General features: G+C 39.7%; 23 protein-coding genes. 11 read left to right on the plus strand and 12 right to left on the minus strand.

Annotation, left to right across the window (positions count from 1 at the left end; all coding sequences use genetic code 11):
- Nucleotides 1-3 precede the first annotated feature (3 nt).
- Together B7E04_RS02645 and B7E04_RS02650 are read left to right on the plus strand one after the other, a co-directional pair.
- Nucleotides 4-1,161 carry a pyridoxal phosphate-dependent aminotransferase gene (locus B7E04_RS02645; protein ID WP_080777252.1) on the plus strand — a complete coding sequence of 386 codons (1,158 nt, stop codon included), beginning with the start codon at nt 4-6 and terminating at the stop codon, nt 1,159-1,161.
- 162 nt (nt 1,162-1,323) lie between these two features.
- Nucleotides 1,324-3,762: a TonB-dependent receptor plug domain-containing protein gene (locus B7E04_RS02650; protein ID WP_080777253.1), complete on the plus strand. Its 2,439-nt coding sequence runs from the start codon at nt 1,324-1,326 to the stop codon at nt 3,760-3,762.
- A gap of 60 nt (nt 3,763-3,822) precedes the next feature.
- Here B7E04_RS02650 and B7E04_RS02655 read toward each other — a convergent pair whose 3' ends face one another.
- Entirely contained in the window at nt 3,823-5,040 is a 1,218-nt protein-coding gene (locus B7E04_RS02655; protein WP_080777254.1) for a PQQ-dependent sugar dehydrogenase, read from the minus strand.
- A gap of 202 nt (nt 5,041-5,242) precedes the next feature.
- Between B7E04_RS02655 and uvrB the strand changes: the two genes are divergently transcribed.
- The 3 genes from uvrB (at nt 5,243) to B7E04_RS02670 (ending at nt 9,221) form a co-directional block, all read left to right on the plus strand.
- Nucleotides 5,243-7,234, plus strand: coding sequence for an excinuclease ABC subunit UvrB (gene uvrB, locus B7E04_RS02660; protein WP_080777255.1), 1,992 nt, complete (start codon nt 5,243-5,245; stop codon nt 7,232-7,234).
- Nucleotides 7,235-7,576: 342 nt separating this feature from the next.
- The gene (locus B7E04_RS02665; protein WP_139785317.1) at nt 7,577-8,041 is read left to right on the plus strand and encodes a hypothetical protein; all 465 of its coding nucleotides are present in this window, start codon (nt 7,577-7,579) and stop codon (nt 8,039-8,041) included.
- A 166-nt stretch (nt 8,042-8,207) separates the two neighbouring features.
- A complete protein-coding gene (locus tag B7E04_RS02670; protein ID WP_080777257.1) occupies nt 8,208-9,221 on the plus strand; it encodes a terpene synthase family protein in 1,014 nt (337 codons plus the stop codon).
- A gap of 98 nt (nt 9,222-9,319) precedes the next feature.
- On the opposite strand, the gene B7E04_RS02675 is transcribed toward B7E04_RS02670, so the two are convergent.
- The 4 genes from B7E04_RS02675 to B7E04_RS02690 form a co-directional block, all read right to left on the minus strand.
- Nucleotides 9,320-9,547, minus strand: a complete 228-nt coding sequence (locus B7E04_RS02675) for a DUF3820 family protein (RefSeq protein ID WP_080777258.1) — start codon at nt 9,545-9,547, stop codon at nt 9,320-9,322.
- Between the two features lie 3 nt (nt 9,548-9,550).
- On the minus strand, nt 9,551-10,639 hold the full coding sequence (locus tag B7E04_RS02680) for an AI-2E family transporter (RefSeq protein ID WP_139785318.1): 1,089 nt from the start codon (nt 10,637-10,639) through the stop codon (nt 9,551-9,553).
- A gap of 14 nt (nt 10,640-10,653) precedes the next feature.
- Nucleotides 10,654-11,391: a beta-carotene 15,15'-monooxygenase gene (locus B7E04_RS02685; RefSeq protein ID WP_080777260.1), complete on the minus strand. Its 738-nt coding sequence runs from the start codon at nt 11,389-11,391 to the stop codon at nt 10,654-10,656.
- 72 nt (nt 11,392-11,463) lie between these two features.
- The gene (locus B7E04_RS02690) at nt 11,464-12,186 is read right to left on the minus strand and encodes a hypothetical protein (protein ID WP_165439402.1); all 723 of its coding nucleotides are present in this window, start codon (nt 12,184-12,186) and stop codon (nt 11,464-11,466) included.
- Between the two features lie 47 nt (nt 12,187-12,233).
- Between B7E04_RS02690 and B7E04_RS02695 the strand changes: the two genes are divergently transcribed.
- Nucleotides 12,234-13,211, plus strand: a complete 978-nt coding sequence (locus B7E04_RS02695) for an aminodeoxychorismate synthase component I (RefSeq protein ID WP_080777262.1) — start codon at nt 12,234-12,236, stop codon at nt 13,209-13,211.
- Nucleotides 13,195-13,821 (plus strand): aminotransferase class IV, encoded by a 627-nt coding sequence (locus B7E04_RS02700; protein WP_080777263.1) that lies wholly within the window; start codon nt 13,195-13,197, stop codon nt 13,819-13,821. The genes B7E04_RS02695 and B7E04_RS02700 overlap by 17 nt, the downstream gene beginning before the upstream one ends.
- Here the strand turns inward: B7E04_RS02700 and menD are convergent.
- Nucleotides 13,818-15,494 (minus strand): 2-succinyl-5-enolpyruvyl-6-hydroxy-3-cyclohexene-1-carboxylic-acid synthase, encoded by a 1,677-nt coding sequence (gene menD, locus B7E04_RS02705; protein ID WP_080777264.1) that lies wholly within the window; start codon nt 15,492-15,494, stop codon nt 13,818-13,820. The genes B7E04_RS02700 and menD overlap by 4 nt on opposite strands.
- A gap of 84 nt (nt 15,495-15,578) precedes the next feature.
- Here menD and B7E04_RS02710 point away from each other — a divergent pair, with 84 nt between their 5' ends.
- Nucleotides 15,579-16,529: an isopenicillin N synthase family dioxygenase gene (locus B7E04_RS02710; protein ID WP_062651937.1), complete on the plus strand. Its 951-nt coding sequence runs from the start codon at nt 15,579-15,581 to the stop codon at nt 16,527-16,529.
- 96 nt (nt 16,530-16,625) lie between these two features.
- On the opposite strand, the gene B7E04_RS02715 is transcribed toward B7E04_RS02710, so the two are convergent.
- Nucleotides 16,626-16,898, minus strand: a complete 273-nt coding sequence (locus tag B7E04_RS02715) for a bacteriocin-like protein (RefSeq protein WP_080777265.1) — start codon at nt 16,896-16,898, stop codon at nt 16,626-16,628.
- Nucleotides 16,899-17,126: 228 nt separating this feature from the next.
- On the opposite strand from B7E04_RS02715, the gene B7E04_RS22065 reads away from it, so the two are divergent.
- Nucleotides 17,127-17,288 (plus strand): bacteriocin-like protein, encoded by a 162-nt coding sequence (locus tag B7E04_RS22065; protein WP_165439403.1) that lies wholly within the window; start codon nt 17,127-17,129, stop codon nt 17,286-17,288.
- A gap of 150 nt (nt 17,289-17,438) precedes the next feature.
- On the opposite strand, the gene B7E04_RS02720 is transcribed toward B7E04_RS22065, so the two are convergent.
- Nucleotides 17,439-18,485 carry a PA0069 family radical SAM protein gene (locus tag B7E04_RS02720; protein WP_080777266.1) on the minus strand — a complete coding sequence of 349 codons (1,047 nt, stop codon included), beginning with the start codon at nt 18,483-18,485 and terminating at the stop codon, nt 17,439-17,441.
- Between the two features lie 121 nt (nt 18,486-18,606).
- Nucleotides 18,607-18,801 carry a hypothetical protein gene (locus B7E04_RS02725; RefSeq protein ID WP_080777942.1) on the minus strand — a complete coding sequence of 65 codons (195 nt, stop codon included), beginning with the start codon at nt 18,799-18,801 and terminating at the stop codon, nt 18,607-18,609.
- Between the two features lie 172 nt (nt 18,802-18,973).
- Here B7E04_RS02725 and B7E04_RS02730 point away from each other — a divergent pair, with 172 nt between their 5' ends.
- On the plus strand, nt 18,974-19,324 hold the full coding sequence (locus B7E04_RS02730) for a hypothetical protein (RefSeq protein WP_080777267.1): 351 nt from the start codon (nt 18,974-18,976) through the stop codon (nt 19,322-19,324).
- A gap of 33 nt (nt 19,325-19,357) precedes the next feature.
- Here B7E04_RS02730 and B7E04_RS02735 read toward each other — a convergent pair whose 3' ends face one another.
- The 3 genes from B7E04_RS02735 to B7E04_RS02745 are packed head-to-tail and all read right to left on the minus strand — an operon-like array spanning nt 19,358 to nt 23,927.
- Nucleotides 19,358-22,006 carry a DUF748 domain-containing protein gene (locus B7E04_RS02735; RefSeq protein WP_080777268.1) on the minus strand — a complete coding sequence of 883 codons (2,649 nt, stop codon included), beginning with the start codon at nt 22,004-22,006 and terminating at the stop codon, nt 19,358-19,360.
- Between the two features lie 35 nt (nt 22,007-22,041).
- Nucleotides 22,042-22,836: a DUF2797 domain-containing protein gene (locus B7E04_RS02740; RefSeq protein ID WP_080777269.1), complete on the minus strand. Its 795-nt coding sequence runs from the start codon at nt 22,834-22,836 to the stop codon at nt 22,042-22,044.
- A 35-nt stretch (nt 22,837-22,871) separates the two neighbouring features.
- Complete coding sequence (locus B7E04_RS02745) at nt 22,872-23,927, minus strand: DUF389 domain-containing protein (RefSeq protein WP_080777270.1); 1,056 nt, start codon at nt 23,925-23,927, stop codon at nt 22,872-22,874.
- A gap of 76 nt (nt 23,928-24,003) precedes the next feature.
- Between B7E04_RS02745 and B7E04_RS02750 the strand changes: the two genes are divergently transcribed.
- Nucleotides 24,004-25,026, plus strand: coding sequence for a GDP-mannose 4,6-dehydratase (locus B7E04_RS02750; protein ID WP_080777271.1), 1,023 nt, complete (start codon nt 24,004-24,006; stop codon nt 25,024-25,026).
- The last annotated feature ends 57 nt before the right edge of the window (nt 25,027-25,083 follow it).

Raw genomic sequence — 25,083 nt, forward strand, 5'->3', positions numbered from 1 at the left:
AACATGTTTACAAATAAAGATATCAATTTCGAAGCGCTGAAAAGAAAAGCCTATAACGGAAGATGGGCAACTCTTGAGAATGGAATTATTCCATTAACGGCAGCAGATCCGGATTTCAGAATGTCACCGGAAATTGAACAGGGAATCATTGAATACATCAAAGACGGATACCTCAGCTACGGACCGTTTTCCGGAATTCCTGAATTCAAAGCAAGCGTAGCCAAACACTTCAATATTGAAAAAAAGGGAAGCTTTACGCCTGATAATGTTTTAGCAGTAAACAGTGCCGCCCAGGGCATGTTTCTGATCGCGAAATACGTTCTCGGTCCCGGGGATGAAGCTATCATTTTTGATCCGGTGGATTTTCTGTTTAAAAAAACGGTGGAAGCTGCAGGCGGAACCATCAAATTGTGTGCTGTAGATTCCAAAACAGGAGAAATCGATTTTGAGATGCTGACTTCCCTGATCTCTCCAAAAACAAAGATGATCAGCATCTGTAATCCTCACAATCCGGTGGGGCGGGTCTATTCAAAAGAGGTATTGATCAGGATTTCTGAAATTGCAGAAGCGCATGATCTTTGGGTAATGAGTGATGAGATCTGGAGCGATATTGTGTATGACCAAAAGGAATTTAATACCTATTCATCGGTTTCTGAAGCAGCAAAGAAAAAAAGTTTTACTGTTTTTGGGTTTTCGAAATCATTCGGGATTGCAGGATTAAGAATCGGGGCTGTTTTGTGTAATGACCAGGATCTTCTGGATGACTTTACAGAAAAATCCCAGTTCAATTCTACCATTGAAGGGGTGTCCACATTATCTCAGATTGCGGCAAGTGTAGCTATTGAAAAGGCAAAACCATGGTTCAATGATTTCCTTACCCACCTGCAGCACAACAGGGATCTTGCCCACAGCATGTTGAGCAGCTCGGGTATTTTAACCCCAAACTTACCGGAAGCCACTTTTGTGATTTTCCCCAAAATAGAAAACGGACTATCAAGTGATGCTTTTGCCCAGCATGTTTTAAAAGAAGGAAAGGTAGCCATAGTTCCCGGTTCGGAAAGATGGTTCGGAAAAGGAGCTGAAGGTCACATCAGAATTTGCTTCTCTACTTCCCGCGAGCTCCTGGAAGAAGGGCTTAACCGGATGATCAGAAGCTTTTAAAGTTAAAATTTTTCGTTAATTTGAATTAAACAATTAATATTTTACTCAAATTAACGAAAAATTAACTTATTTTAAATATTTTACACACAATCGCGTATTTTCACATTGATTTGAGGATAAAATTCAATATTTTTGAAACAATCACCAAATCAAATATGAAATATGAAATTGAATTACACCAGTATTCTTTTTTTAGGAACGGTATCGATGTTTTATTCGCAAAACACTAATGATACCATTCCTAAAGAGTCTAAAATAGAAGAAGTATCCGTTACCGGAAGCCGCAATAAAAAAAGAACCGTTACCAATACTCCGGTTCCTGTGGACGTAATAGACATCAAACAGGTCAGCCAGTCTACAGGACAGATAGAGGTCAACCAGCTTCTCCAGTTCAGTGCACCTTCATTTAATTCTAACAAACAGTCGGGATCAGACGGAGCTGATGCAGTAGATCCGGCAACACTTCGCGGACTTGGTCCGGATCAGACTCTTCTTCTCCTTAACGGAAAAAGATACCACCAGTCATCACTGATCAATCTTTTCGGGACCAAAGGAAGAGGAAATACAGGCTCTGATATGAATACCATCCCGATCGGAGCCATAAAAAGAATAGAAGTACTTCGCGACGGAGCTTCCGCCCAATACGGTTCCGATGCAATTGCAGGGGTAATCAACGTTATTCTGAATGACCGCAATCAGGGTTTTGAAGGGAATGCCTTTTATGGAATGAACCTGTTTAAAAGTCCGGGAGATAAAGACGTAGTCTCCGAACGTAAAATAGACGGGACCACGTTCGACTTCAGTGGAAATTTAGGAACCAAAATAGGCAACAATGGTGGTTTTGGTAACTTCACCGTTGAATTTGTCAATAAAGAAAGAACCATCCGGAATGCCAATCCGGAAAAATATACAACCCCGAGAGAGAAATTCGGTGATGCAAAATCTCAGAATATTTATTTCTTCGGTAATGTGGAACTCCCTTTATCCGATGGCTTGAAATTCTATTCAAGACAGGGATTTTCCCATCGTAAGACGAACGCCTATGCATGGACCCGAACAGCAAACGCTGACGGAAACATTCCTGAAATTTATCCAAACGGATTTAATCCTATTCAGAATACCAGCATTACAGATTTCACTTTTGACAATGGCCTGAAATTCAAAGTGGCAGGATGGGATGTCGACTTTTCCAACGCATTTGGAAGCAACCGGTTCACCTATCAGATCGATAATACAGTGAATGCTACTTTAGGAATAAAATCCCCTACAAGCTTTAATGCAGGCGGACATTCTCTTTTACAGAATACAACCGGATTTAATGCTTCAAAACAATTTGGAGTCCTTAATGGTTTAAATATCGCTTTCGGATCCGAGTTCAGGTACGAACAGTTTGAAATCATCAAAGGGGAAGAAGCTTCGTATGCAATGTATGACATCAATGGAAACATTGTAACGCCAGATACTCCTGACGACTTACTGGTTACCAATCCTCTTTCAGGAACTATTCCTCTCAGCATTCGGCCTGGAGGCTCACAAGGCTTCCCCGGTTATTCACAGGAAGTTAACAGGAATCGCAATAATTTTGCTGCTTACGTAGATACAGAGCTTGATATCACCAAAAACTGGATGATCAGCTTAGCCGGAAGGTTTGAAAACTACAGTGATTTTGGAAGCACTCTGAATGGTAAATTCGCCACAAGATATGCCATTACGCCTCAGTTCGCCTTCAGAGGATCAGTTTCCACTGGCTTCAGGGCACCTTCTCTGGCACAGAAGTATTACAGCCTTCAGTTCACGAATTTTCAGGGAGGAGATATGGTTACTATACAACTTGCCTCGAATGACAGTAGTATTGCTTCAGGAGCCGGAATTTCCCAGCTGAAACAGGAGACATCTCTTAATGGAAGTGCAGGGTTTACTTTCAATACAGGCAAATTCACCGCAACCGTAGATGGTTATTACATTAAAGTAAAGGATAGAATTGTACTTACGGGATACTTTGCCAGAGCTGAACTTCCAGCGGAGGTACAGCTTGAAAATCCCTTTATGGATCAGGCTCAATTTTTTGCCAATGCTGTAGACACACAAACAAAGGGCGTTGATATTATTGTCAGCTATACTGATAACTTAGGATCAGGAAAGATTTCCGCAACGTTAGCCGGAAATTATAACGAAATGGAAATTACAAAAGTCAATACTTCTGATAAACTACAAGGCAAGGAAAATACATATATGAGTCCACGGGAGCAAGCCTTTATATTGGCTTCTGCTCCAAAAACAAAAATTAATCTCAATGTAAATTATAAGATCAATAAGTTCAATGCTAATCTTCAGCTGGTAAGGTTTGATAAAGTAAAACTTATTGGATATAATGACGCAGATCAGCTTTATGGCGCTAAAGTAACCACTGATATATCTTTTGGTTATGAGTTTTCCAAGAATTTCAATCTTACGATCGGAAGCAAAAACCTTTTCAACCGCTATCCTACCTTACAAACCGCTGCTGTAGAAGAAAATACAGAATCCGGAGGAATCTTTGATCCTGTACAGATGGGCTTTGCCGGAAGACAGGCTTTTGCAAGACTAAACTTTAAGTTTTAATACATCACAGAGTTCTATAAGCAAATTTGCCTTTTTGCGAATTTGCTTATAGCTCTTCTTTTACTTCTTTGAAATTTTATAGAGTTTTCCACTGTCGGTTACCGCATACAGATTACCGTCCATTCCATTCAGTACATCCCTGAATCTTTCTTTCTGATCAGCAAGAAGGCGTTCTTCACCGACTACTTTATTATCCTTCATCACAATCCGGTTGATATGCTCACCACTGAGACATCCGATCATCAGGTTTCCTTTCCATTCTTCAATGTTTCCGGTGTAAAAGGTAACTCCGCTTGGAGAAATTACCGGGTCCCAATAATAAACAGGCTGCTCCGTTCCTTCTTTCTGTGTGATTCCGGCTCCTACTTTAGCCCCAGAATACTCAATCCCATACGTTACATCTCCCCAGCCATAATTTTTTCCGGGCTGAATCAGATTAATTTCATCACCTCCTCTCGGCCCCATTTCAACATCCCAAAGTGTTCCGTTGGGATCTATTGCCATTCCCTGCGGATTTCTCACCCCATACGCATAGATTTCAGGTTTATAGCCCTGTTTTCCAATGAACGGATTTCCGGGAGCCGGCTTTCCATCTTTTGTGATTTTCAGGATCTTTCCTAAATAATTGTCTGTTTTCTGAGCATAAACTCTTGTTTCTTTGTCAGATCTTTCTCCTGTACTTACAAATAAGTTTCCATCCTTGTCAAACGCAAGCCTGCTGCCATAGTGCTTGTCGCCGTCATACGAAGGTTCTGCACGGAAAATAACTTTAACTTCTGAAATATTTTTCAAATCAGCTGAAAGTTTCCCTTTCGCAACGGACGTAAGATTTCCTTCCCCAAAAGGCTCTGAAAAACTGAAATAAATGATATTGTTGGTTTTAAAGTCCGGGTCTAGGGCTACATCCAGCATTCCCCCCTGTCCTTTCGAGTCTACTTTAGGGAAGCCTTCAATTTTGGAAACCTGTTTTCCGTCTGTGGAAACTACATTCATATGGCCGTTTTTATCGGTGATAAGAAATTTTCCGTCAGGAAGGTTGATGATACCCCAGGGCCGGCCAAGATCTTTATTCAGGATTTCAACGTTGTAAGCTGTTGAAGTTTTTACGGCTTTAATTCTGGTTTGTCCCTTAAAGGCAGGTTTATAGTTCGTATTCGGCTTATCGGTTTCTACACTACCGTCTGTTCCGGTCTGCTGGGCATTCGCATTGTTTTTATTACAGGATGATAACAGTAAAAAAACACTGAGTGCCGGTATAAAAAGATGATTGATTTTCATAACGTCATGATTAAGTGGTCAAAAGATAAATAGAAAAATAATGCCATAAAAATTTCAAGGCATTTTTGTTTCACCACTTAAGTGACTCAATTTCTTTATACGTGTAGAACCGGTGAAAATTTTACTATCAGGTATTGATCTTCAAATACTTTATGAAGGCTAAAAATTTCTTTCGTATTTTTGTATATATACATCATTTCCTATGAATTTTAATCTTCAATCAGAATATAAACCCACAGGTGACCAGCCCCAGGCGATCGAAAAGCTTACGGAAGGTGTCGAAATCGGCGAAAAATACCAGACTCTTCTGGGGGTAACCGGTTCCGGAAAGACCTTTACCGTGGCGAATGTGGTACAAAACGTACAAAAACCCACACTGGTCCTTGCACATAATAAAACCCTGGCAGCACAGCTGTTCATGGAATTCAAGGAATTCTTTCCTGACAATGCCGTTGAATACTTTGTCAGCTACTATGACTATTACCAGCCGGAAGCCTATATTGCAACTACCGGAACCTATATTGAAAAGGACCTGAGCATCAACGAAGAGGTAGAAAAACTACGTCTTTCCGCAACAGCCAGCCTGCTTTCGGGAAGAAGGGATGTATTGATCGTTGCGTCCGTTTCCTGCATTTACGGTATAGGAAACCCTTCAGAGTTCCATAAATCACTTATCACGTTAGCTATTGGTGAAAAGGTAACGAGAACAGCACTTTTACATTCATTGGTTAATGCACTGTATTCCAGAACACTGACAGACTTCCAAAGAGGTACATTCCGGGTAAAGGGAGATGTGATTGATGTTTTCCCTGCTTATGCTGACAATGCCATTAGAATCCAGTTTTTCGGAGATGAGATAGAGAAAATCCAGAGTTTCGATCCGGTTAGCGGAAATGTGGACTCTAATTTTGACCAGATCCAGATCTATCCGGCCAATCTTTTTGTGACCTCAAAAGAAACCTTAAACGGGGCCATCAGAAATATCCAGGATGATATGGTGAAGCAGGTAGATTTCTTCAATTCCATTGAAAAACCCCTTGAAGCCAAAAGATTACAGGAAAGAACTGAGCTTGATCTTGAAATGATAAAGGAACTGGGCTATTGTTCCGGTATTGAGAACTATTCAAGATATCTGGACGGAAGGCTTCCGGGATCAAGACCCTTCTGCCTGATCGACTATTTCCCGAAAGATTTCTTAATGGTTATTGACGAAAGCCACGTTACCGTTCCCCAGGTTCATGCCATGTACGGCGGTGACCGCAGCAGAAAAGAATCACTGGTGGAATATGGTTTCAGACTTCCTGCGGCAATGGACAACCGGCCTCTTAAGTTTGAAGAGTTCGAGAGCATGCAAAACCAGGTGATTTACGTTTCCGCCACCCCGGCAGATTACGAACTGGAGAAAACCGGCGGCGCTTATATTGAGCAGATCATCCGCCCTACCGGGCTTCTCGATCCTGTTATTGAGGTGAGGCCAAGCCTAAACCAGATCGATGATTTAATGGAGGAAATTCAAAAAAGAGCAGATGCTGATGAAAGGGTTTTGGTGACGACGTTAACAAAAAAGATGGCGGAAGAGCTTACCAAATATTTCACAAAGTTCGGGATCAGGACCCGGTACATTCACTCCGATGTGGAAACCTTGGAACGTATACAGATCATGCAGGATCTCAGGGTAGGTCTTTTCGATGTTCTGATTGGCGTGAACCTGCTCAGAGAAGGGCTTGACCTTCCGGAAGTTTCCCTGGTGGCTATACTCGATGCGGATAAGGAAGGGATGCTGAGAAGCAGAAGATCGATGATACAGACCGTAGGACGTGCTGCAAGAAATGTGAATGGTAAGGCGATTATGTATGCCGATAAAATCACAAAATCTATGCAGGCCGCCCTTGATGAAACCGAATACCGCCGTAATAAACAAATTCAGCACAATGAAGCCAACGGGCTTGTTCCTCAGGCTTTGAATAAAAAAATATCGGAAAATCTGGTCGGCAGAAGCAAAGACTTCCCGGATCCGAAGTATACCCAGAAAGAAATCCTTCAGAAAGCGGCGGAAGCAAAAGCCAGCTATGGCGGAGAAGACATTGAAAAAATGATCGCGCAGAAACAGAAAGAAATGGAAGCTGCAGCCAAAAATCTCGATTTCATAAAAGCAGCCAAGCTCAGAGATGAAATTGCTGCTCTGAAAGAATAAATTTTAATAGAATATTACCCTTACAATCGTAATTCACCCTTCGCTGTGCATTACGATTTTTATTTATAACAATATCAACATTGCATACAAAAGCCGGCAACCTTGTATTCAGACCTTAGTACATTATTAAGATATATCAACTCAATGAGAGGATATACCGCTGGTCTTGTCCGTTTTGCCATTTTGTGATTTAGATCAATAAAAATAGAAAAAGATACCACAAAAAAGCATTTTTAATATATTGTTTCAACAAAAATTGCACACATTTATTAAATTCATGCATATAATTTGTGCAAAAAAATACACAGTGATCATAGTTACCCCTAAAACATGTTGAATCTTATGAAAAAAATTATGTCTTCTCTTACAATGTTGGCCTCAATTGCCGGCTATTCTCAATCAGGGCTTGTAGGTATCAATACCCCATCTCCAACAACAACTTTTGATGTTAACGGAAGTGCAAGAATACGGACATTAGCAGATGCCAGTTCAAACTCAACCTACACAAGAAATGTAGTGGCCGACACTAATGGAAACCTAGGTTATATTACAAGAATTACCAAGCCAACCCCTCCAAACGTAGTCTTAACAAATTATCTTGTAACAGATACGCCAATTACCGTTGCAACCGGAGTAAGCCTGAGTGAGTTTACGCCGGTCATAACTGAATTTTTAGCTAACAGCGCCAATGTTGGCCTGCCAACCTATCATTTTTATGATTCCGGTGGAAATATTTTTTTTGATATGCTAAATCCAGCAAATTCGGTGGGTTATAATATCCGAATCAAATTTATAAGAAACAATTAAGTCCCAACAAATTCAGCAGTATTGACAAATTTTTAAGATTTGTCAAGAAAAGCAGTCAGCTATCAAACTGATTGCTTTTTTTATTTTACCCTCGTAATTTTATGCGATTTAATATAAACATATCTATTTATATTTAGAAATACAACAACCATAAAACAAAACCAACATGAAAACATCAATTTCAAACAAAGAATTCTACGGTCAGCTGCAGCATCTTCCTAAACCTCATTATCCATTCCCGGATTTTATACATCCCCATTTTCAACAGCAAAGAGAAGAATATTATGACTGGATAGACAAGGAATATACATTCCACAGCAAAGAGGCCCGTGAAAAGCATAAACGGCACCACCTAACCGATATTGCTTCCCGTGGCTGCCCTTTCCTGAGCACACTGGAAGAATTAAGCCCCCTTGCGAGTTATGCAGCAAATGGAGCCATGATGGATGATTACTGGGACCGCTGTACCCACAGTGAAATGATTCAGATCACAAAACGTATTATGGCATTACTTACAGGAGAAGACCCTCACGAACCTACAGACAATGGAATATTCCATCAGTTTTGGGTATTAAGGCAGAATATAATACAGTGCAAAATGCCTGAGCACCTGTACAAACAGTTCGTAAAGTCCATTTATGAAGTATTTATTGGTTATTCTGATGAAAGAGTATATTACAGAGACAACTCCGTTCCTCCACTGCCCGTTTACCTCCTTATCCGGGAAGCTACAAGCGGCGTACAGCCATTCTGCAAGTATGTAGCCATGCAGAAAGAATACCGGCAGCTTCCTGAAGAGGTGCTGGAACACGCGCATATACTGCGCCTTCACACGTTGTGCTCCCTGATGATCGGCATTCATAATGACATCATTTCCCTGCCTAAAGAGCTCCACAGGGAAGAAGACACTATGAACCTTGTGAAAGTGCTGCAAAAGGAGAGGAACCTATCTGTCAAAGAAGCATATCTGCTGGCTATGGAAATGCATGACGATTACCTGAAAGAATTTTTACTCCTCCACGAGCACATGCCCCGGTTCGGGCAGTGGCAGGATATGGCGTTTAATTATGTACAGGATCTGGGAATTATGGTTGCGGGAGTCTACGCCTGGCATACCAACGACACTTCCCGCTATGTGAACGGAGGATATGTGGAAGGCGAATATGTTAGTAAAGGTTAAGGTTAAGGCTGAGACTGAGACTGAGGTTAAAATACAAAAAGGAATCGCGATGATTCCTTTTGTGTTTTATACATAATAGATCTGAACCCAAAAATCTTTTAGCGAAGAGATGCTTTTATGGGAATCAGGAGATCCATCAGGCCGTTAAGTTTAATTTCATACACCGTAGCCAGCTGCATTCCCAGCTTTCCTTTAGGCATTCCGTTTCTGTTGAACCACTCAAGATAGCTTACCGGAAGATCCGCAAGGATTGTCCCTTCGTATTTCCCGAAAGGCATCTTAACGACACATATTTCTTTTAATATCTCTGAATTGACTCCCTCCACGTTCTATACAATTAAATCTACTTTACCATCCTGATCAAGGTCTTTCCCCGGCAGCTCGAGGTCCGGCGGCGAATCTTCATCTGAAAATTCATTTCTGTACACCTGGATAAGAAGAACGGTAAATGAGATCAGGATAGGCCCGAAAATAAGCCCCATAAAACCAAATAAATTCATCCCCATGATAATTCCGAATACGGTATTCAGAGGGTGTATATTTTCCAGTCTTTTTAAGAGTGTAAACCGCAGCAAATTATCGGTAAGCCCTACAACCACTATACAGTAGGCGGCAAGTCCAAGCCCCTGCCCAGTATTGCCTTCTGCAATCATAAAGATACACACAGGAACATAAACAATAGCTGCTCCTACTACGGGAATCATGGATGCCGCAGCCGTTAAAGCAAAAAGAAGTACAGGACTTGGGGCTCCGAATATAAAGTACCCTACCAGCGCTACGACTCCCTGCCCTATAGCCACTACAGGAATTCCGATCGCGTTGGCCATAATCAGTTTTCTCAGCTTATCTCCGATCAAAGAGATATTCGCCCTTTTTAATGGAGCGGACGAACTGAGCACTTTTTCAAACAGCCTGGGCCTTTCCAACATAAAATACAGGATGAAATACATGGACATGATCACGGTAAGTGTGTTGAAAGTCCCACTCAGCGCTGAAGTAGAGAATCGTCCGGCAAAGCCTTTTACTTTATCCATATTTTCCTTACTCAGAATATCAAAATTTACCTTAGAGTAGATATACGAGTGTATTTTATCCAGAAACACATTGAATTTTGTCATGTAAACCTGGGCATTCCCAAGCTTATCAATCAGCAGGTCCACAATAAAATAAACCGGAAGAATAAGAATGATAAGACTTGCCAGCATCAGGACCAACGCAGAAAGCCAGGGCTTCCACTTTTTCTCTTCCTGCAGGTAGAAATTATATCTTCTGCAGACCACATAGATGGTGATGGCTCCTAACACCGACGGTATGAACAGGGAAAGGTTGAAACAGATCAATCCTGTAAGCACCAGAATGATGGCGATCAGAGCCACCTGTTTTATTGCAATATTACTGATCTGTTTATCCTTATTCATTATTTGTTTTTATATTAATTTTTAAATGCGATCTGTCTTGGCTTTCCTAAAAAGGCACAGTATGTGGAATACATTACCACCATCATGAATGGCGCCGTTACAATAATACCGATACCGCAAAGAATAACTCCTGCAATGGAAATCAACGCGCCTAAGACAGTTGCACCAATAAATGTTCCATAATTCTCTTTGGCAATATTGAAAGACTTTGATAAAGCCTCAGTAGCCGACGCATTTTCGAACAACAGAATCGGATAACCAATTAAAAGGAAAGGATATACAAAAATGATCGGGAAGAAACACAGAGACATCGCCACAGTGGAAATAATTCCCGAAAGAATACTGTAGATCAGGATATTTACAAAATTCTGTTTGTACCCGATGAACAGATCAGCAAATTCAATCTGATTTTTAGTATTGTATTTATTAACAATATAGATCAATCCTACGTATAGCGGAGCAAGCAGGATTCCCAGAAGACCGGATAATGAAAGATAAAGCGAAAACCCAGGCACATTCCAGTAGCTGAAGCTTGAATAATCTCCCCCGGCGTCTCTCATCTCCTCCACTACAGAAGCCGAATTGAAACCGCTTATAAGCTGAATGGCAAAACCCGCAACAATATAAATGATCATCGCTACGATCCCGTAAAGGAATACCCCTTTATACATTTCAAAAGAATGCGAAATAATAGATCCTGTATCTCTGTTTGGAACGGATCCCTGCTGGTCAAACTCGTTAAATTCTGACATAGTTTAATATTTAATGATTTCACCAAAATTAACTTTTTTTGGGAGAACAAACATATTAAACCTGCTTAAAATTTAACTTTTTTCTGAAAAAATTGTTTTATATAAAGAGTAAATCATTGCATTCCAAAAAGGAAATGTAAAAAGTCCTCCAACAAACAACAGGGCAAAACCAATATACTTAAAGACCACAGCAACGATAACACAAACCAGTATTTCGATGAAATACTTTCTCAACGCCTGTATATTCAAAGAAATTGCTTCAAAAATCCTCTTATCTGTAAAAAACATCAGAGGCGCCACGAAGACCGTGATGCATACCCAGAGCACTGCAAGGAATATGGTTGGCATTGTCAACCTGTACACCATAATCCAGAAAATGTAATAACCAAGGTATTTAAAAAAATTAAGCCCGTTATATCCTGCAAACAGATCTCCCAATTCAATTTTTTCATTAAGGTCCATTTTTCTGAAAATTTGGAACAGACCTAAATTTAACGGATAAAGAAAAATCCCGGTGGCTAAAATAGCATAGCTGAACATCTGATAATTTTCAGTGGCGGCCAGCGCTTTTAATTTTTCAAGATAAACACTGGTCCCTTGCTGTAAAGCTTCCGACAGCTCCTGGTTCTGTTCCCAAAGCCCGAATCTTGCGGCAAAGAAAAACATGGAAGTAAAAAAGACTGCAAAAAAAATGATGGAGAACATTAACTGAAAAATCAATGTTTTATTCCAGTAGAAAAAAGCCTGCTTCAATATAAAATCTATTCCCGGTTTCTGAGGATATCTGTTCTGCATCAAAAAAATTTTATGCAAAAGTAATCATCAATAAGTATTTTTGCAGAATGTTTTCAATGAATCATCAAAAATTTATGGAAATGGACGAGCTTTCTCTTCAGAAGGTTCCGTATTTTTTCATGATCGATTTCCTATCGGAGAATGTAGAAGTGTATCAGGAATATGAAATCGAAAAATCAGGCTTATTAATTGATTTTCAAAGTTTTTCAAACACAAAACACAAGAACGAACTTGCTAAAAAAATTGCATGGAAATCATTTCCGGAAACGCTGGAAAGTTTTAAAGAAGGATTTGATAAAGTTCAGAAAAATATTCGCCTGGGAAATTCCTATCTTACCAATTATACCAGAAAAACTGAAATTCAGACGAATTTGAGCCTTGAAGAAATTTTTTATCACTCAATTGCGAAGTACAAAGTATTTTATAAAGATTTTTTTGTATTTTTTTCTCCTGAAACTTTTGTCAGGATTATTGACGGTAAAATTTTAACCTATCCAATGAAAGGTACTATTGATGCATCATTGGAAAATGCAGCCGAAGTTTTGAAAAATGACAGGAAGGAAAAAGCAGAGCATTATACAGTGGTTGACCTCCTCCGGAATGATCTCAGCATGGTGGCGGATGATGTAAAGGTTGACCAGTTCCAGCATATTGACCTCATCAGGACACAGCAAAAAAACCTGTATGCGATGAGTTCTGAAATTTCAGGAACCTTAAAACCTGAATTTGCTGGAAAGGTAGGAAGCATGATGCAAAAACTGCTGCCTGCAGGATCAATCCTTGGCGCGCCGAAACCTAAAACACTAGAAATAATCTTAGATGCGGAAGGATATGAGAGAGGATACTATACCGGAGTATGCGGCTGGTTTGACGGTGAAAACCTGGACAGCTGCGTTATGATCCGCTTTATTGAAAGAGAGGGAAACCGCCTTTATTTCAAAAGCGGTGGCGGTATCACCCATATGAGCAGACTGGAAGACGAATATCAGGAAATGAAAAATAAAATCTATGTCCCAATTCATTGAAAGTATAAAAGTAGAAGATCAGGAAATCTTCCTATTGGAACTGCATCAAAAACGTATTAATCAGACATTTGCCCACTTCGGAAAAGAGGGTTCCATTGATCTGGCCAAAATCTTTAAAAATCTGGAGCATGATGAAGATGGCCTCTTCAAACTGAGGCTTTCCTATGATCTTGATAAAAGGGTACGAACCATGATGATTCCGTATGCGATTCCTGAAATACACAGCTTCCAACTGGTGGAGAACAACAGCTTCGACTATTCTTTCAAATTTGAAGACCGTAAGGAACTGGATAAGATGAAGATGAAATCTAAAGCAGAGGAAATTATTATCGTGAAGAACAATCATATCACCGATACCTCTTTTTCCAATATCCTTTTCCTGAAAGGCAAGGACTGGTTTACTCCTGCGACTTACCTTCTGAACGGCGTACAAAGACAAAATCTATTGAAACACAAGAAGATAAAAGAAACGGAAGTCACTCTTCAGAACATCAAGCAGTTTTCACATTTTCAACTGATTAATGCCCTGAATGACTTTGATGATATGTTTATTTATCCCATCGACAGGATCACGAATCTGCCGGGAAATGAGGAATATCTGGATCTTTAGCCTCCTTTCATGAATTCAAAATAGGCTTTCTGAACGTCTGCGCTGTTTTTCCCGTACGTATTCACTTCCAGGATTTTCGGTTGCAGATCCGGTTTGAAGAAATTCTCCAAAACCCTGTCCAGTGTAGGCTCGTCTTCCACTTTGATATAGGAAAACCCGAAATGCTTTGCTAAATGTTCAGCATGTTTTCGGTGTTTGGTCGCAATAAATTCATCCAATGTATTCGGGTTGGCATTTCCCGGTCCCGGAATGATCTTAAAGATATTCCCTTCCCCGTTATTGAAGATGATGATCCTTACAAATGGCGGAATATACTGGTTCCAGAGCCCGTTAATATCGTAGAAAAAACTAAGATCTCCCGTAATAACGAGTGTTGGATTGGCATTTTTAATAGCGAAGCCCATAGCAGTGGAAGTTGATCCGTCTATCCCGCTGGTTCCTCTGTTGCAATACATCCTTCTTTTTCCAAAATCAAACAGCTGTGCATATCTGATTGCCGAAGAATTGCTGAAATGGATATTGTAATTTTCCGGAACGGTCTGGGAAGCTTTGTTAAAGAAATAAAAATCGGAAAACTCAGCTTTGTTCAGGAACTGTTCATGTCTTGCATCTTTTTTATCCCTCAAAACATCCCAAAGATTAAAATAAGGTCTTGGTTCAAGGTTAATGAATTTCAGCAATTTGGAGAAGAAAACTTCCGGTTTCACCTCGATCTTTTCAGTGAGGGAAAAATAAGTATCCGGCTGCCAGACTTCATCCAGGTGCCAGTGCTGTTTTGGGCGAGCGTTTCTTAGGAACTGTTTTACTTTTTTGGAAACCACATTCTGACCTACCGTGATCAAAAGATCCGGGGCATACATTTTATAGTCCTCTTCAGTAAAATTGAAGATGTAACGGTCAATATGTCTGAAAAATTTCTCATGATAAAGATTGGAATTGGCTTCACTCAGTACGACAACAGAATGGTTTTTCACAAGCTGCGTCAACTGGCTTTCCAGCTCCGGGCTGTAATCTCTGGTTCCCACCAAGAGCATGATTCTCTGGGAAGTATGCCAGTCGGCAACGAGATTGGAAGGAAGTTCATATTCTTTATGCCTGATTGTTTTTTCAACAGTCGGGAAAGATGGAAGTTCAGAAACCAGTTCGTACAAAGGTTCTTCCAACGGAATATTGATATGTACCGGCCCCTGCTTTTCAAAGCAGAGCTCAATAGCTTTTTTAATGATGTCAAAATTAACGTCTTCTGCATTTTCTTTACTGTCTTCCAAAAGCTGGAAGTCACCATAAGAATGCTGGTGAAAAAGATCCTTCTGCCTGATGGTTTGACCGTCAAAAATATCTACAAAATCCGTAGGCCGGTCTGCCGTCAGGATCAGAAGCGGAACATTCTGGTAAAAAGCTTCCGTTACCGCCGGATAATAATTGGCAGCGGCAGAACCGCTTGTACAGGTTATCGCAACGGGTTTCTTCTCACTTTTAGCCATTCCTATTCCTACAAAAGCAGCACTTCTTTCATCTACAATACTGTAACAGTTGAAGGTGTCAATTTCTGAGAAATGAATCGCCAGAGGAGCATTTCTGGATCCCGGGGAAATGATAACATCTGAAATTCCGTACTGCTGAAGGAGGTGGGCAAGTATCTGAATACTTCGCTTAGAAGAATATTTTTTCATACAGCAAATTTAATTGATAAATACTTATTTTAGAATCATTTCATTTAAAAAAAATGTAATTTTGTATTTCGTAAATTTCTAATAATGGATAAAATACCTAGTGTAGACCTGCGTGATTTCCTTTCGGACAACCCGGAACGCAAACAGAAATTTGTAAATGAAATCGGAAAAGCTTATGAAGAAATTGGTTTTGTAGCCTTAAAAGGCCATTTTCTTGATGACAAACTAGTAGACGAACTCTATGGAGAGGTTAAAAACTTTTTTGACCAGCCGGTAGAAACCAAACAGAAGTATGAAATTCCGGGAATCGGTGGCCAGAGAGGCTACGTAGGATTCGGAAAAGAGACGGCTAAAGGTTTCAAAAAAGGAGATTTAAAAGAATTCTGGCATTTCGGACAGTACGTTTCTGATGATTCAAAGTACAAATCCGAGTATCCTGACAATGTAATCGTAGAGGAACTTCCCAAGTTCAATGAAGTGGGAAAAGAAGCCTACCAGATGCTTGAGAAAACAGGCCAGTATGTATTGAGAGCCCTGGCTCTGTACCTTGGTCTTGATGAGTTTTATTTCGATGATAAAATTGCAGAAGGAAACTCTATTTTAAGACCTATCCACTATCCGCCGATTACCCAGGAACCGGATGATGCCGTAAGAGCAGCTGCTCATGGAGACATTAACCTGATCACTCTTTTGATGGGATCTCAGGGGAAAGGTCTTCAGGTTCAGAACCATAACGGCGACTGGATTGATGCGATTGCTGAGCCGGATGAATTAATGATCAATGTAGGAGATATGTTGTCAAGACATACCAACAATAAATTGAAATCAACCATTCACAGAGTGGTTAACCCGCCAAGGGAACTTTGGGGAACTTCAAGATACTCCATTCCTTTCTTTATGCACCCGGTGAGCGAAATGTCACTGAACGCGCTTGAGAATTGTATTGACGAAAATAATCCGAAGTTGTATGAAGATACCACTGCAGGAGAGTTTTTACATGAAAGACTTATAGAATTAGGATTGATTAAAAAGTAATATAAAAAGTCAATAATTGATCTGCATTCCGGTTATTAACTCATGGTTGTAACTTTCAGGATCAATTATTGACTTTATTTTTTTATCCCGGCAGGTTTATCCTGTAATACAATAAAACTCCGGACAAGGAGTTGACTGTGTAAAAGTTCCCCACGGACAGATACACGTATACGTATCTCCACCCCCGGTTCCTCCACCCCCGCCGCCGGTTCCCGGATCCACATAAGGAACACATCTTCCTCCTGAGCAGATGTGCCCGGCAGAGCAGCCTCCTGTTCCCGGTCCTTCACCTTCAAAACAGAAAGCAGGTGAATCTCCAGCACTGATCTTTTTTTTGTCTTCCCTGGACAGTCTCTTTAAATTTTTCATAGTTTTCGTTTTTGGTATTTCCTACTCTATCAGCTTTTCGGATAACGCTTGTTTTGTCTAAAATTAATTATTTTTCACTAACAATCAAACACTTACCCAATTTTATTCACCTGAATATGAAATTTAACACCAATTACTGTAAAATGAATATAAAAACTACCACATTTTATTTTAGTTAATATAATTTTAATTATATTTGATTTACTATCAAATTTTTAATTAAACATTATGAAAAATCTAAAAAAACTAAGCAAAGGCCAGTTAAAGGACATCTCCGGAGGAGACGGCATTAAACTTCCGGAACCGGAATTCTGTATGTATTATTGTGACGGGGTTGTAGTTTGTGCAACCTGCAGTAACGATTTCAAATGCCCGGACAACACTATGTAAGATTGGAAAAATCCGAGCCTATAAGACAACCGTTCCTTTTGGAGCGGTTTTTTGTTTTTATTTTGGCTAAAGCCGTTGATTTTTTTACTTTTATTATTAAATGGGCTAAAACCCATTTCGATTGAATATGATTCACGGCATGAATAATAATTAATCAAACAACCTCAGCTGCTGATCTTTAGCGCCTGTAAAATTAGCTGTGGAAAGTTTCGGAAATTCCTTTCCGTCAAAAAACTTCTTTCTCCCGATCTTGAAGGTGTTATGAATCATTTCAGCAATATTTCCTTCTCCTCTCTGCCTTTCAAAATATCTTTTATCCCCCAGTTTTCCTCCGCGCATGGACCGGATCAGGTTCAGGACTTTTTGTGCCCGGTCAGGAAAATGAGCTTCAATCCAATTCACGAAAACGGGTTCTACCGTATCATTCAACCTTACCAGAGTATATCCAAAGCTTAAAGCTCCCGCATCTGAAATTGCTTTTAAAATAGTTAACGGCTCGTCACTGTTCAGCCCCGGAATGATAGGTGCTACCATCACATGTACCGGGATTTTGTTCTCTGTGAGGATTTCTACCGCCTTCAGTTTATTGGGTGCCGAGCTTGTCCTCGGCTCCATTTTTCTCCTGAGCTCTTCGTTGATGGTAGGAATACTCAGGGATACCGAAACAAGGTTTTGTTCCGCCATGGGCTTTAAAATATCAATATCTCTGAGGACAAGTGCATTTTTGGTCAGTACATTGACGGGATGTCTGTAATCAAGGCATACCTGAAGGAGTTTCCGGGTTATTTCAAACTGCCTTTCTGCCGGTTGATAGCAGTCAGTATTTCCTGAAAGCAGAATAGGTGCGGGACGGTACCCTCTTTTCTGAAAAAATTTCTCCAGAAGCTCCGGGGCATTTTTCTTAACCATGATCTTTCTTTCGAAATCAATTCCCGCGCTGTAGCCCCAATATTCATGGGTAGGTCTTGCAAAGCAGTAGGAACATCCATGCTCACAGCCCTGATATGGATTCATAGAATATTCCATTGGAAGATCTTCGCTTTTCACCTGGTTTACAATGGTTTTCGGGAAAACTTCGGTGAAAGAGGTCTTAACCGTTTCGAAATCCTCATCATCAGGCTCATAGGTATACCTGTCGAAACGATTGATCACGTTCCGCTGCGCTCCCTGTCCTTTTATGAAATTTTCTTCCGGCATAATAATGTAAAATTAGAATGGATTTTTTTATAAATAATAAGTTTTAACATTAAAGTTATCCACAAAAAAAACCGACCCTGTAACAGAGCCGGATTTCAACATAATTAAATATATCTTTTTACTACTTCAGCGCATAAAATTCCACTCCATGGTATTCATCATCATTATTTTTTCCATCGAAATGTCTGTGATAATCCGAATAGGTATCACTATATTTTTTATCTTTTTTAGTCAATATTTTTTTTATTCCAATAAAACCTAATACTGCCAAAAGACCAACACCTCCTACCAGTAAAACGCCAACTTCTTTTTTCATATTTTTTCGATTTATTACGGTAGCTATTGCAAAAAGCATACCTATTTTGGATTTCGGAATTATAAATTTTGTTAACATTCCAGGTTTATTTCTATAAAAAATATAATTGCTATTTTGCTAATTTTAAAAGGGTAATGGTTTAATTATTGTATTAATTTTTAAAAATAATATTATGGATAATTCAGAGAATATTGACAGAATGACGACCCTAAGCCAGGTTATGGCCACCCTTTCACAAAGAGGGATACACCGGGAATTCAGAATGAATGAGGCCTGCGAGATGAAGTTCGAAAATTCCGACAAAGTCTACCAGCCTTCCGAGCTTACTATATTGAAAACCTACCGTTTTGAAGGAGACAGTAATCCGGATGACAATGCTGTCTTGTATGTGATAAAAGACAATGCAGGAAACCGTGGAATGATCATTGATTCCTATGGTGCGGACAGCAACTATCCCGGTGAAAAATTTGATGAATTTTTACGAGACATTCCCGTTCAGGAAAGCGATGAATTTAATTTCTAGTGACTGACCAGGAATTCAGCATAGATCCCGGGGCTACTCTGCTTCGGGATTTTCTTTTTTCTTAAAGATTTTTTTCAGAATACCTTTCTTCTCTTCCTTAGGAGCTGTAATTTCTTCTTTTTTAGTTTTGATATCCTGTTTCAGTTCTTTCACGGTCTGCTTCACCTCTTTAACTGATGACACGGCTTCTTTTACGGTTTTCTCCGTCTTTTCAACGTTCCTTCCGATCAGGGTTTTCTTCAGCCCCTGCTCAATGCCTTTCCAGAAAAGGTTGAAGAATGATTTGGTGGGATCACGCTCTACATTTTCCACTTCTACGGCTTCAGGAAACTTACCCGAGTTTGATCTGATAAAAATATTGGCAACAGCCGTCAACACTCCTTTTTTCTCACGGTTTTGTTTATCCAGAACGGCAATTTTAAGATCTTTATGCTTCAGATTAAAAGTCCCGTGAATTCCTGCCGGGTTTCCTTTAAAATTAAACAGCATTTCCTGAATGGTTCCGGAAGTGGCTGTCACGTGAAGGTATGGACGAATAAACGGATTGATGCCGCTGGCAGGAAGATTGGATGTTTTTCCTGAGATTGAGAATGCATCATGATGGTCAGCCACATCAAAGGCCCAGTTCACGGAAAGCGGAGCCAGGTTCATGAATGAACAATTGATCCTGATATCCACTTTTGTAGGTTTTCCTTTTACTTTGGCTGAATTCAGGTTTTTCACGTTCATATTAAAATTACTGAAGGTCAGTTTTCCCGGGCCTGCACTCTGCGGAGTATCTTCTTCATAAACCAGAACGGAATTTTTCAGATCCAGGTTATTAACCGTCAACGGAATTTTTATAGAACGAAGCAATCTGGAATAGAGTGGTTTTATCTTTGGGTCATCATTTGGGATCTTACTTCTGAAAATATTGGCATCCGCGGCCTGTATGGTAACATTCGAAGCATTGACAGATTTATGATCCGAAAACAGGTCCCAGCTGCCATCTGCTGTGATCTGCGTGGCTTTAAGATCATACAAATCCCGTTCAACGGGAATCATTTTGATAAACTGTGCTCTCGAAACGATAGGTTTCATGGCAAAATTATTAACCTGAATCTTGTTTTTATTTACTTTTAAAAGCCCTGCACTTAAGTTGTAAAATTGGGTTTTATAGACAAAATTTCTGGTTGTCAGGAAATAATCCTTCACTTTGAAAGAAAGTCCCTGATTATTAGGTTTAGGTGCAATTTCAATAGCATTGACCGTTGCATTCAGATCGTGGAAAGCCAGTGGCTTCATCTCTTTATCATACACAATATCCGAATTTTTAACAGACATTTTCCGAACAATTACCGACTGAATGATTCCCGGTCCGGAATTCCTTTTTGGTTTGGCCGCACCTGCTTTGATGGTTCCGCTTACATTTTCAAGAAGAACGTCTTTCAGGTCGAGATTAAGCTTTCTTTTGACAAATTCAAACGTATTAATGTTAAAAGCAATATGGCCCGTCTTCAAATCCATTGACCCTTCTCCCGGCTCCTGAGTTCCGGGAGACAAGACCAGATTTCTGATTTCCCCGCTTTTAGGGTTCAAGGCAAAATTTTCAACTGTAAAACTCTGATGGTTGGAATACTGAATGTCTCTTCCTGAAAGATGAAAATCCTTATACCCAATGGGAATTACTTCTTCTGCAGTTACCTTGTCAAACTTCAGCTGGTTGACTTTTACATTCAGTGTTTTTGCAGCAAGAAGCTTGCTTCCGTCCGGTTTATTGATGAGGACAGAAAGATTATTCAATCTTACATCTTCCAGATTGACCTCAAAATTCATTTTTTTCTCTGCCTTTCCAGGCTGTATTCCGGTGTTGTGTATGGTAAGGACCGGGTTCTGAAAATCTGCATTTGCCAGTGAAATCCTGTTCTTCTTCAGCACAACATCTTTAAAATCCATTTTAGGAATGGAAAATTCAAACAGCTTTGTTTTTTTAGGATAAAACCTTTTAAACTGTGCGAATGAAAGAAGCGGTATCAGTCGGAAATTCCCGACTGACATCTGTCCGTTGGAGGTTGTAATATTACTGATAGTCACCGCATACACATTATCCGGGCGGAAGAAAAAATCCTTTCCTTTAATATCATAACGGTCAAATACCACAGGTAGCTTATCTTCCACTGATTCTTCCGTCATCTGAAGATTTTCCACAAACAAATCTAGCTCATGGACTGACAAAAACTTCTGTTTGGTATGCTTAAAAATATTGATTGTTCCCTTATTGATTCTGATATTTTCGAACATAACCGGATTTCTTTTTTTCCCTGTTTTTTTGTCTGCAGGTTTGGCCAGACTGATATTCAGATTGGGTTTGGCCAGCAAAAGATCTGTAGAACTGATTCTTTTATTGAAAATAGCATCGTAGATCCCGAAACGGCTGATTTTCAGGGTATCAACGGTGCCCTGAAGACCAATAACATCCACATTCTGAGGGTTTTTACTGTTGATAGTAATTCCTGCAGCAAAAATATTTCCTGAACCCAGATCCACATCCAGCGTTTTATAGGAAACTTTATAATCCGTATTCTTTTTAATATAATCAGGAAGCTGGGTTTTAAGCCATATATTAAGTCCGAAATTCGCTACCAGCAATAATAGCAGCAAAATGCCGAGACTTATTAATAACCTTTTTACCCATTTTTTCATTGGTGACTCGTGTTTATTCTTTTAAATACAGTTCATTATTTTATTTCCAGCTCTATCACATAGCCTTCGTGCCCTCTGATATTTATAAAATCACCGCCGGCAAAACTAAGATACTGCCCTTTGATTCCTGTCAGTTTTCCTGTAAATTCAGGCTTTTTATCAAGGGTAAAAGAATTTACTTTGGCAGGCTTTTCAAAAGGATAATCGAATTTCCACAAATTTTCTCCTTCGCTGTAAAATTTCTGGAAGTCTTCCGGAAAATACTGTCTGATCTTTTGCTGAAAATCGGCAAGGTCCATTTCTCCTTCAAAATCATCCTGCAGCATTTTTTTCCAGTTTGTTTTATCCGGAACATGTTCTTTTAAAGCAACTTCTATCATTCCGGCTTCGTACCGGTTCTCTGTTCTGGCAATCGGGAGTGCAAACGTAGCCCCCTGATCGATCCATCTTGTCGGGATCTGGGTATTTCTCGTTACCCCAACTTTTACATCACCGGTATAGGCAAGATATACAGTATGAGGCTGCAGCTGGATCTCTTTTTCCACTTCCAGGTCACGTTCTGCAACCCCAAGGTGGGCTGTAGAAAGTTCGGGACGGATGATGGTATCACTTGCATACGGACTTTCGAAGAAGCAGTTTTTACAGAATCCCATTCTGTAGATCGCTTTATTCTCCCCACAGTTCACACACTGAAATCCGGTATGTTTTATCCTCAGCTCTTTTCCGAAAAGCTCATTCATGTGGATAAGATCTCCTGAAAGATTCAGATAATACTGGATCGGCTGTGCATCGTAGCTCGTCATTTTTAAAATTTGCCCTTGAAACTGCATAATGATATTTTTAAGTATAAGTAAATATAGAAATTTTATTTGATCCTGTTTTGCAATTTCATCTGTTCCAGTTCCTTTTTTAAAGCAGTTATCTGGCTTTGAAGTCTTTGCAGTTCCGGATCATTTATATTTTTTGACTGCGGTGAATACTGCCATATCAGATGAATATCCTTTATTAATTCATTATGCTCATCCAGCCTTTTTTTACTGATGGTAATACTGTCATTCAAAAGGGTGATCTTTAAAAAATCCTGTCCTTTTTCTTTGAATGACTCATGGTTAATAATAGCCAGCTCGGGATGGCTTTCTTTAATAATTCTGATATAATTTTCTGACCGCTCCTTCAATGTCTCTTTCTCCCACTTCTTTTTAGTAAGCAGGATGCTTGGAATTAAAATAATAACGGAAAGCAAGCTGATCCATACAGAAACTTTACGATTATTGCTGTTTTTCTCCCTGTAATATTTCTGATACCCCAGTACCAGGCTTAATATCCAGGTTCCTACCGCTATAAAAAAGCAATTGATAAGATAAAAATAAAAACCTCCCCAAAAGTATTCCAAGTTTCCGTTGGCAATCCCAAACCCTGCCGTGCACAGTGGCGGGATACACGCTGTAGAAACAGCTACCCCTGCGATAACTTTGATTGCCTCTTTCCTTACGATCCCCAGGAACCACGCCAGCCCTCCCAGCAAAGCTAAAAAGCAGTCGAAAATAGTAGCCGTTTTAAAGCTTTCCAACTGGGACGTTTCCGAATGAAACGGAGAAACCAGAAAATATAATGTGGAAGAACATATAGCCACCACGATCATCAAAAGCCAGTTAAAGACCCCAAGCCTGATCAATCTCCTGTTTCCGATGGAAAATCCAAATGCAATTCCTACAACGGGACCCATCAAGGGAGAAATAAGCATCGCACCGATTACGGCAGCCGGACTATTAACATTTAAGCCAATACAGGCAATACCCATGGAAATTACCAGCAGCCAAAGGTTGTGACCACGGAAATAAATTCCTTCTTCTATCTCTCCGAATGTAAATTCTTCATCTTCTTCCCTCGGAAGTACAAATAACTTTTGAAGATTTATCATTTATTTATATTTTCCGACAAAAGTATAAAAACAGCATTCAAGTTTTATTAATAAATTTGTCCTTAAAAAATCACAAATGACATATCTTGTAACTGGAGGTAGCGGATTCATTGGTTCTCATTTAGTAGAGCGATTATTTAGAAATGGACATTCTGTCATAAACGTTGACAATTTTGATGATTTCTATGCTTATCAGATAAAAATTAAAAATACTTTAGAGTCTATTGATAAAATTTCGGATTTTGAGTTTTCGGACAAAGAAACTGATATTGCCCGTTTAACGGCTGTTTCCCAATCAGACAGGTATCAACTTTATTATCAGGACATCCGTCACAAACAGGGACTTGAAAAGATTTTCAGAAACCATTCAATCGACCTTGTTATTCATCTTGCCGCATTGGCCGGGGTACGTCCCTCCATTGAAAGGCCCCTGGAATATGAAGAAGTTAATGTCCGGGGTACCATGAATCTCTGGGAGCTTTGCAGGGAGTTTAATATTAAAAAATTCATTTGTGCATCTTCTTCAAGTGTTTACGGAAACAACGAAAAGACTCCTTTTTCGGAAACAGACAATGTGGATCGCCCTATTTCGCCTTATGCCGCTACGAAAAAAAGCGGTGAGATCCTGGGGCATGTTTATCATAACTTGTATGATATAGATATGATCCAGCTTAGGTTTTTCACAGTTTACGGACCAAGGCAAAGACCTGATCTGGCTATTCATAAATTTACAAAACTTATTTCGGAAGGACAGGAAATCCCATTTTATGGTGACGGTAATACCGCCAGAGACTATACCTATATTGATGATATCATTGACGGGATTACAAAATCCATCCTTTATCTGGAAAATCATTCCGGAGTTTATGAAATCATCAATCTTGGAGAAAGTGAAGTGGTTACTTTAACTGAAATGCTGAGTACTATAGAAAAAGCCCTTGGAATTTCTGCCATAAAAAAAAATCTGCCAATGCAGCCGGGAGATGTCCTGAAAACCAGTGCAGATATTACAAAAGCTAAGACATTGATTGGCTACAAACCAGACACAAACTTCCAAAATGGCACAAAAAAATTTGTGGAATGGTTTTTGAGAAAATGACATCATGCCATTCGTCAATCCAGCTGTAATGCAGCCTGTGCGGGACAATGAACAAAA

The organism is Chryseobacterium phocaeense, assembly GCF_900169075.1.
Taxonomy (GTDB): Bacteria; Bacteroidota; Bacteroidia; order Flavobacteriales; family Weeksellaceae; genus Chryseobacterium; species Chryseobacterium phocaeense.

Bases quoted from the DNA above. Each gene is read 5' to 3' on its own strand.
- B7E04_RS02645 (WP_080777252.1), top strand. From the start codon at position 4: ATGTTTACAAATAAAGATATCAATTTCGAAGCGCTGAAAAGAAAAGCC.
- B7E04_RS02730 (WP_080777267.1), top strand. From the start codon at position 18,974: ATGGATAATTCAGAGAATATTGACAGAATGACGACCCTAAGCCAGGTT.
- B7E04_RS02680 (WP_139785318.1), bottom strand. From the start codon at position 10,639: ATGAATAAGGATAAACAGATCAGTAATATTGCAATAAAACAGGTGGCT.
- B7E04_RS02685 (WP_080777260.1), bottom strand. From the start codon at position 11,391: ATGTCAGAATTTAACGAGTTTGACCAGCAGGGATCCGTTCCAAACAGA.
- B7E04_RS22065 (WP_165439403.1), top strand. From the start codon at position 17,127: ATGAAAAATCTAAAAAAACTAAGCAAAGGCCAGTTAAAGGACATCTCC.
- B7E04_RS02690 (WP_165439402.1), bottom strand. From the start codon at position 12,186: ATGCAGAACAGATATCCTCAGAAACCGGGAATAGATTTTATATTGAAG.
- B7E04_RS02715 (WP_080777265.1), bottom strand. From the start codon at position 16,898: ATGAAAAATTTAAAGAGACTGTCCAGGGAAGACAAAAAAAAGATCAGT.
- B7E04_RS02670 (WP_080777257.1), top strand. From the start codon at position 8,208: ATGAAAACATCAATTTCAAACAAAGAATTCTACGGTCAGCTGCAGCAT.
- B7E04_RS02695 (WP_080777262.1), top strand. From the start codon at position 12,234: ATGTTTTCAATGAATCATCAAAAATTTATGGAAATGGACGAGCTTTCT.
- B7E04_RS02740 (WP_080777269.1), bottom strand. From the start codon at position 22,836: ATGCAGTTTCAAGGGCAAATTTTAAAAATGACGAGCTACGATGCACAG.
- uvrB (WP_080777255.1), top strand. From the start codon at position 5,243: ATGAATTTTAATCTTCAATCAGAATATAAACCCACAGGTGACCAGCCC.
- B7E04_RS02750 (WP_080777271.1), top strand. From the start codon at position 24,004: ATGACATATCTTGTAACTGGAGGTAGCGGATTCATTGGTTCTCATTTA.
- B7E04_RS02710 (WP_062651937.1), top strand. From the start codon at position 15,579: ATGGATAAAATACCTAGTGTAGACCTGCGTGATTTCCTTTCGGACAAC.
- B7E04_RS02725 (WP_080777942.1), bottom strand. From the start codon at position 18,801: ATGAAAAAAGAAGTTGGCGTTTTACTGGTAGGAGGTGTTGGTCTTTTG.
- B7E04_RS02650 (WP_080777253.1), top strand. From the start codon at position 1,324: ATGAAATTGAATTACACCAGTATTCTTTTTTTAGGAACGGTATCGATG.
- B7E04_RS02665 (WP_139785317.1), top strand. From the start codon at position 7,577: ATGAAAAAAATTATGTCTTCTCTTACAATGTTGGCCTCAATTGCCGGC.
- B7E04_RS02720 (WP_080777266.1), bottom strand. From the start codon at position 18,485: ATGCCGGAAGAAAATTTCATAAAAGGACAGGGAGCGCAGCGGAACGTG.
- B7E04_RS02655 (WP_080777254.1), bottom strand. From the start codon at position 5,040: ATGAAAATCAATCATCTTTTTATACCGGCACTCAGTGTTTTTTTACTG.
- menD (WP_080777264.1), bottom strand. From the start codon at position 15,494: ATGAAAAAATATTCTTCTAAGCGAAGTATTCAGATACTTGCCCACCTC.
- B7E04_RS02700 (WP_080777263.1), top strand. From the start codon at position 13,195: ATGTCCCAATTCATTGAAAGTATAAAAGTAGAAGATCAGGAAATCTTC.
- B7E04_RS02735 (WP_080777268.1), bottom strand. From the start codon at position 22,006: ATGAAAAAATGGGTAAAAAGGTTATTAATAAGTCTCGGCATTTTGCTG.
- B7E04_RS02745 (WP_080777270.1), bottom strand. From the start codon at position 23,927: ATGATAAATCTTCAAAAGTTATTTGTACTTCCGAGGGAAGAAGATGAA.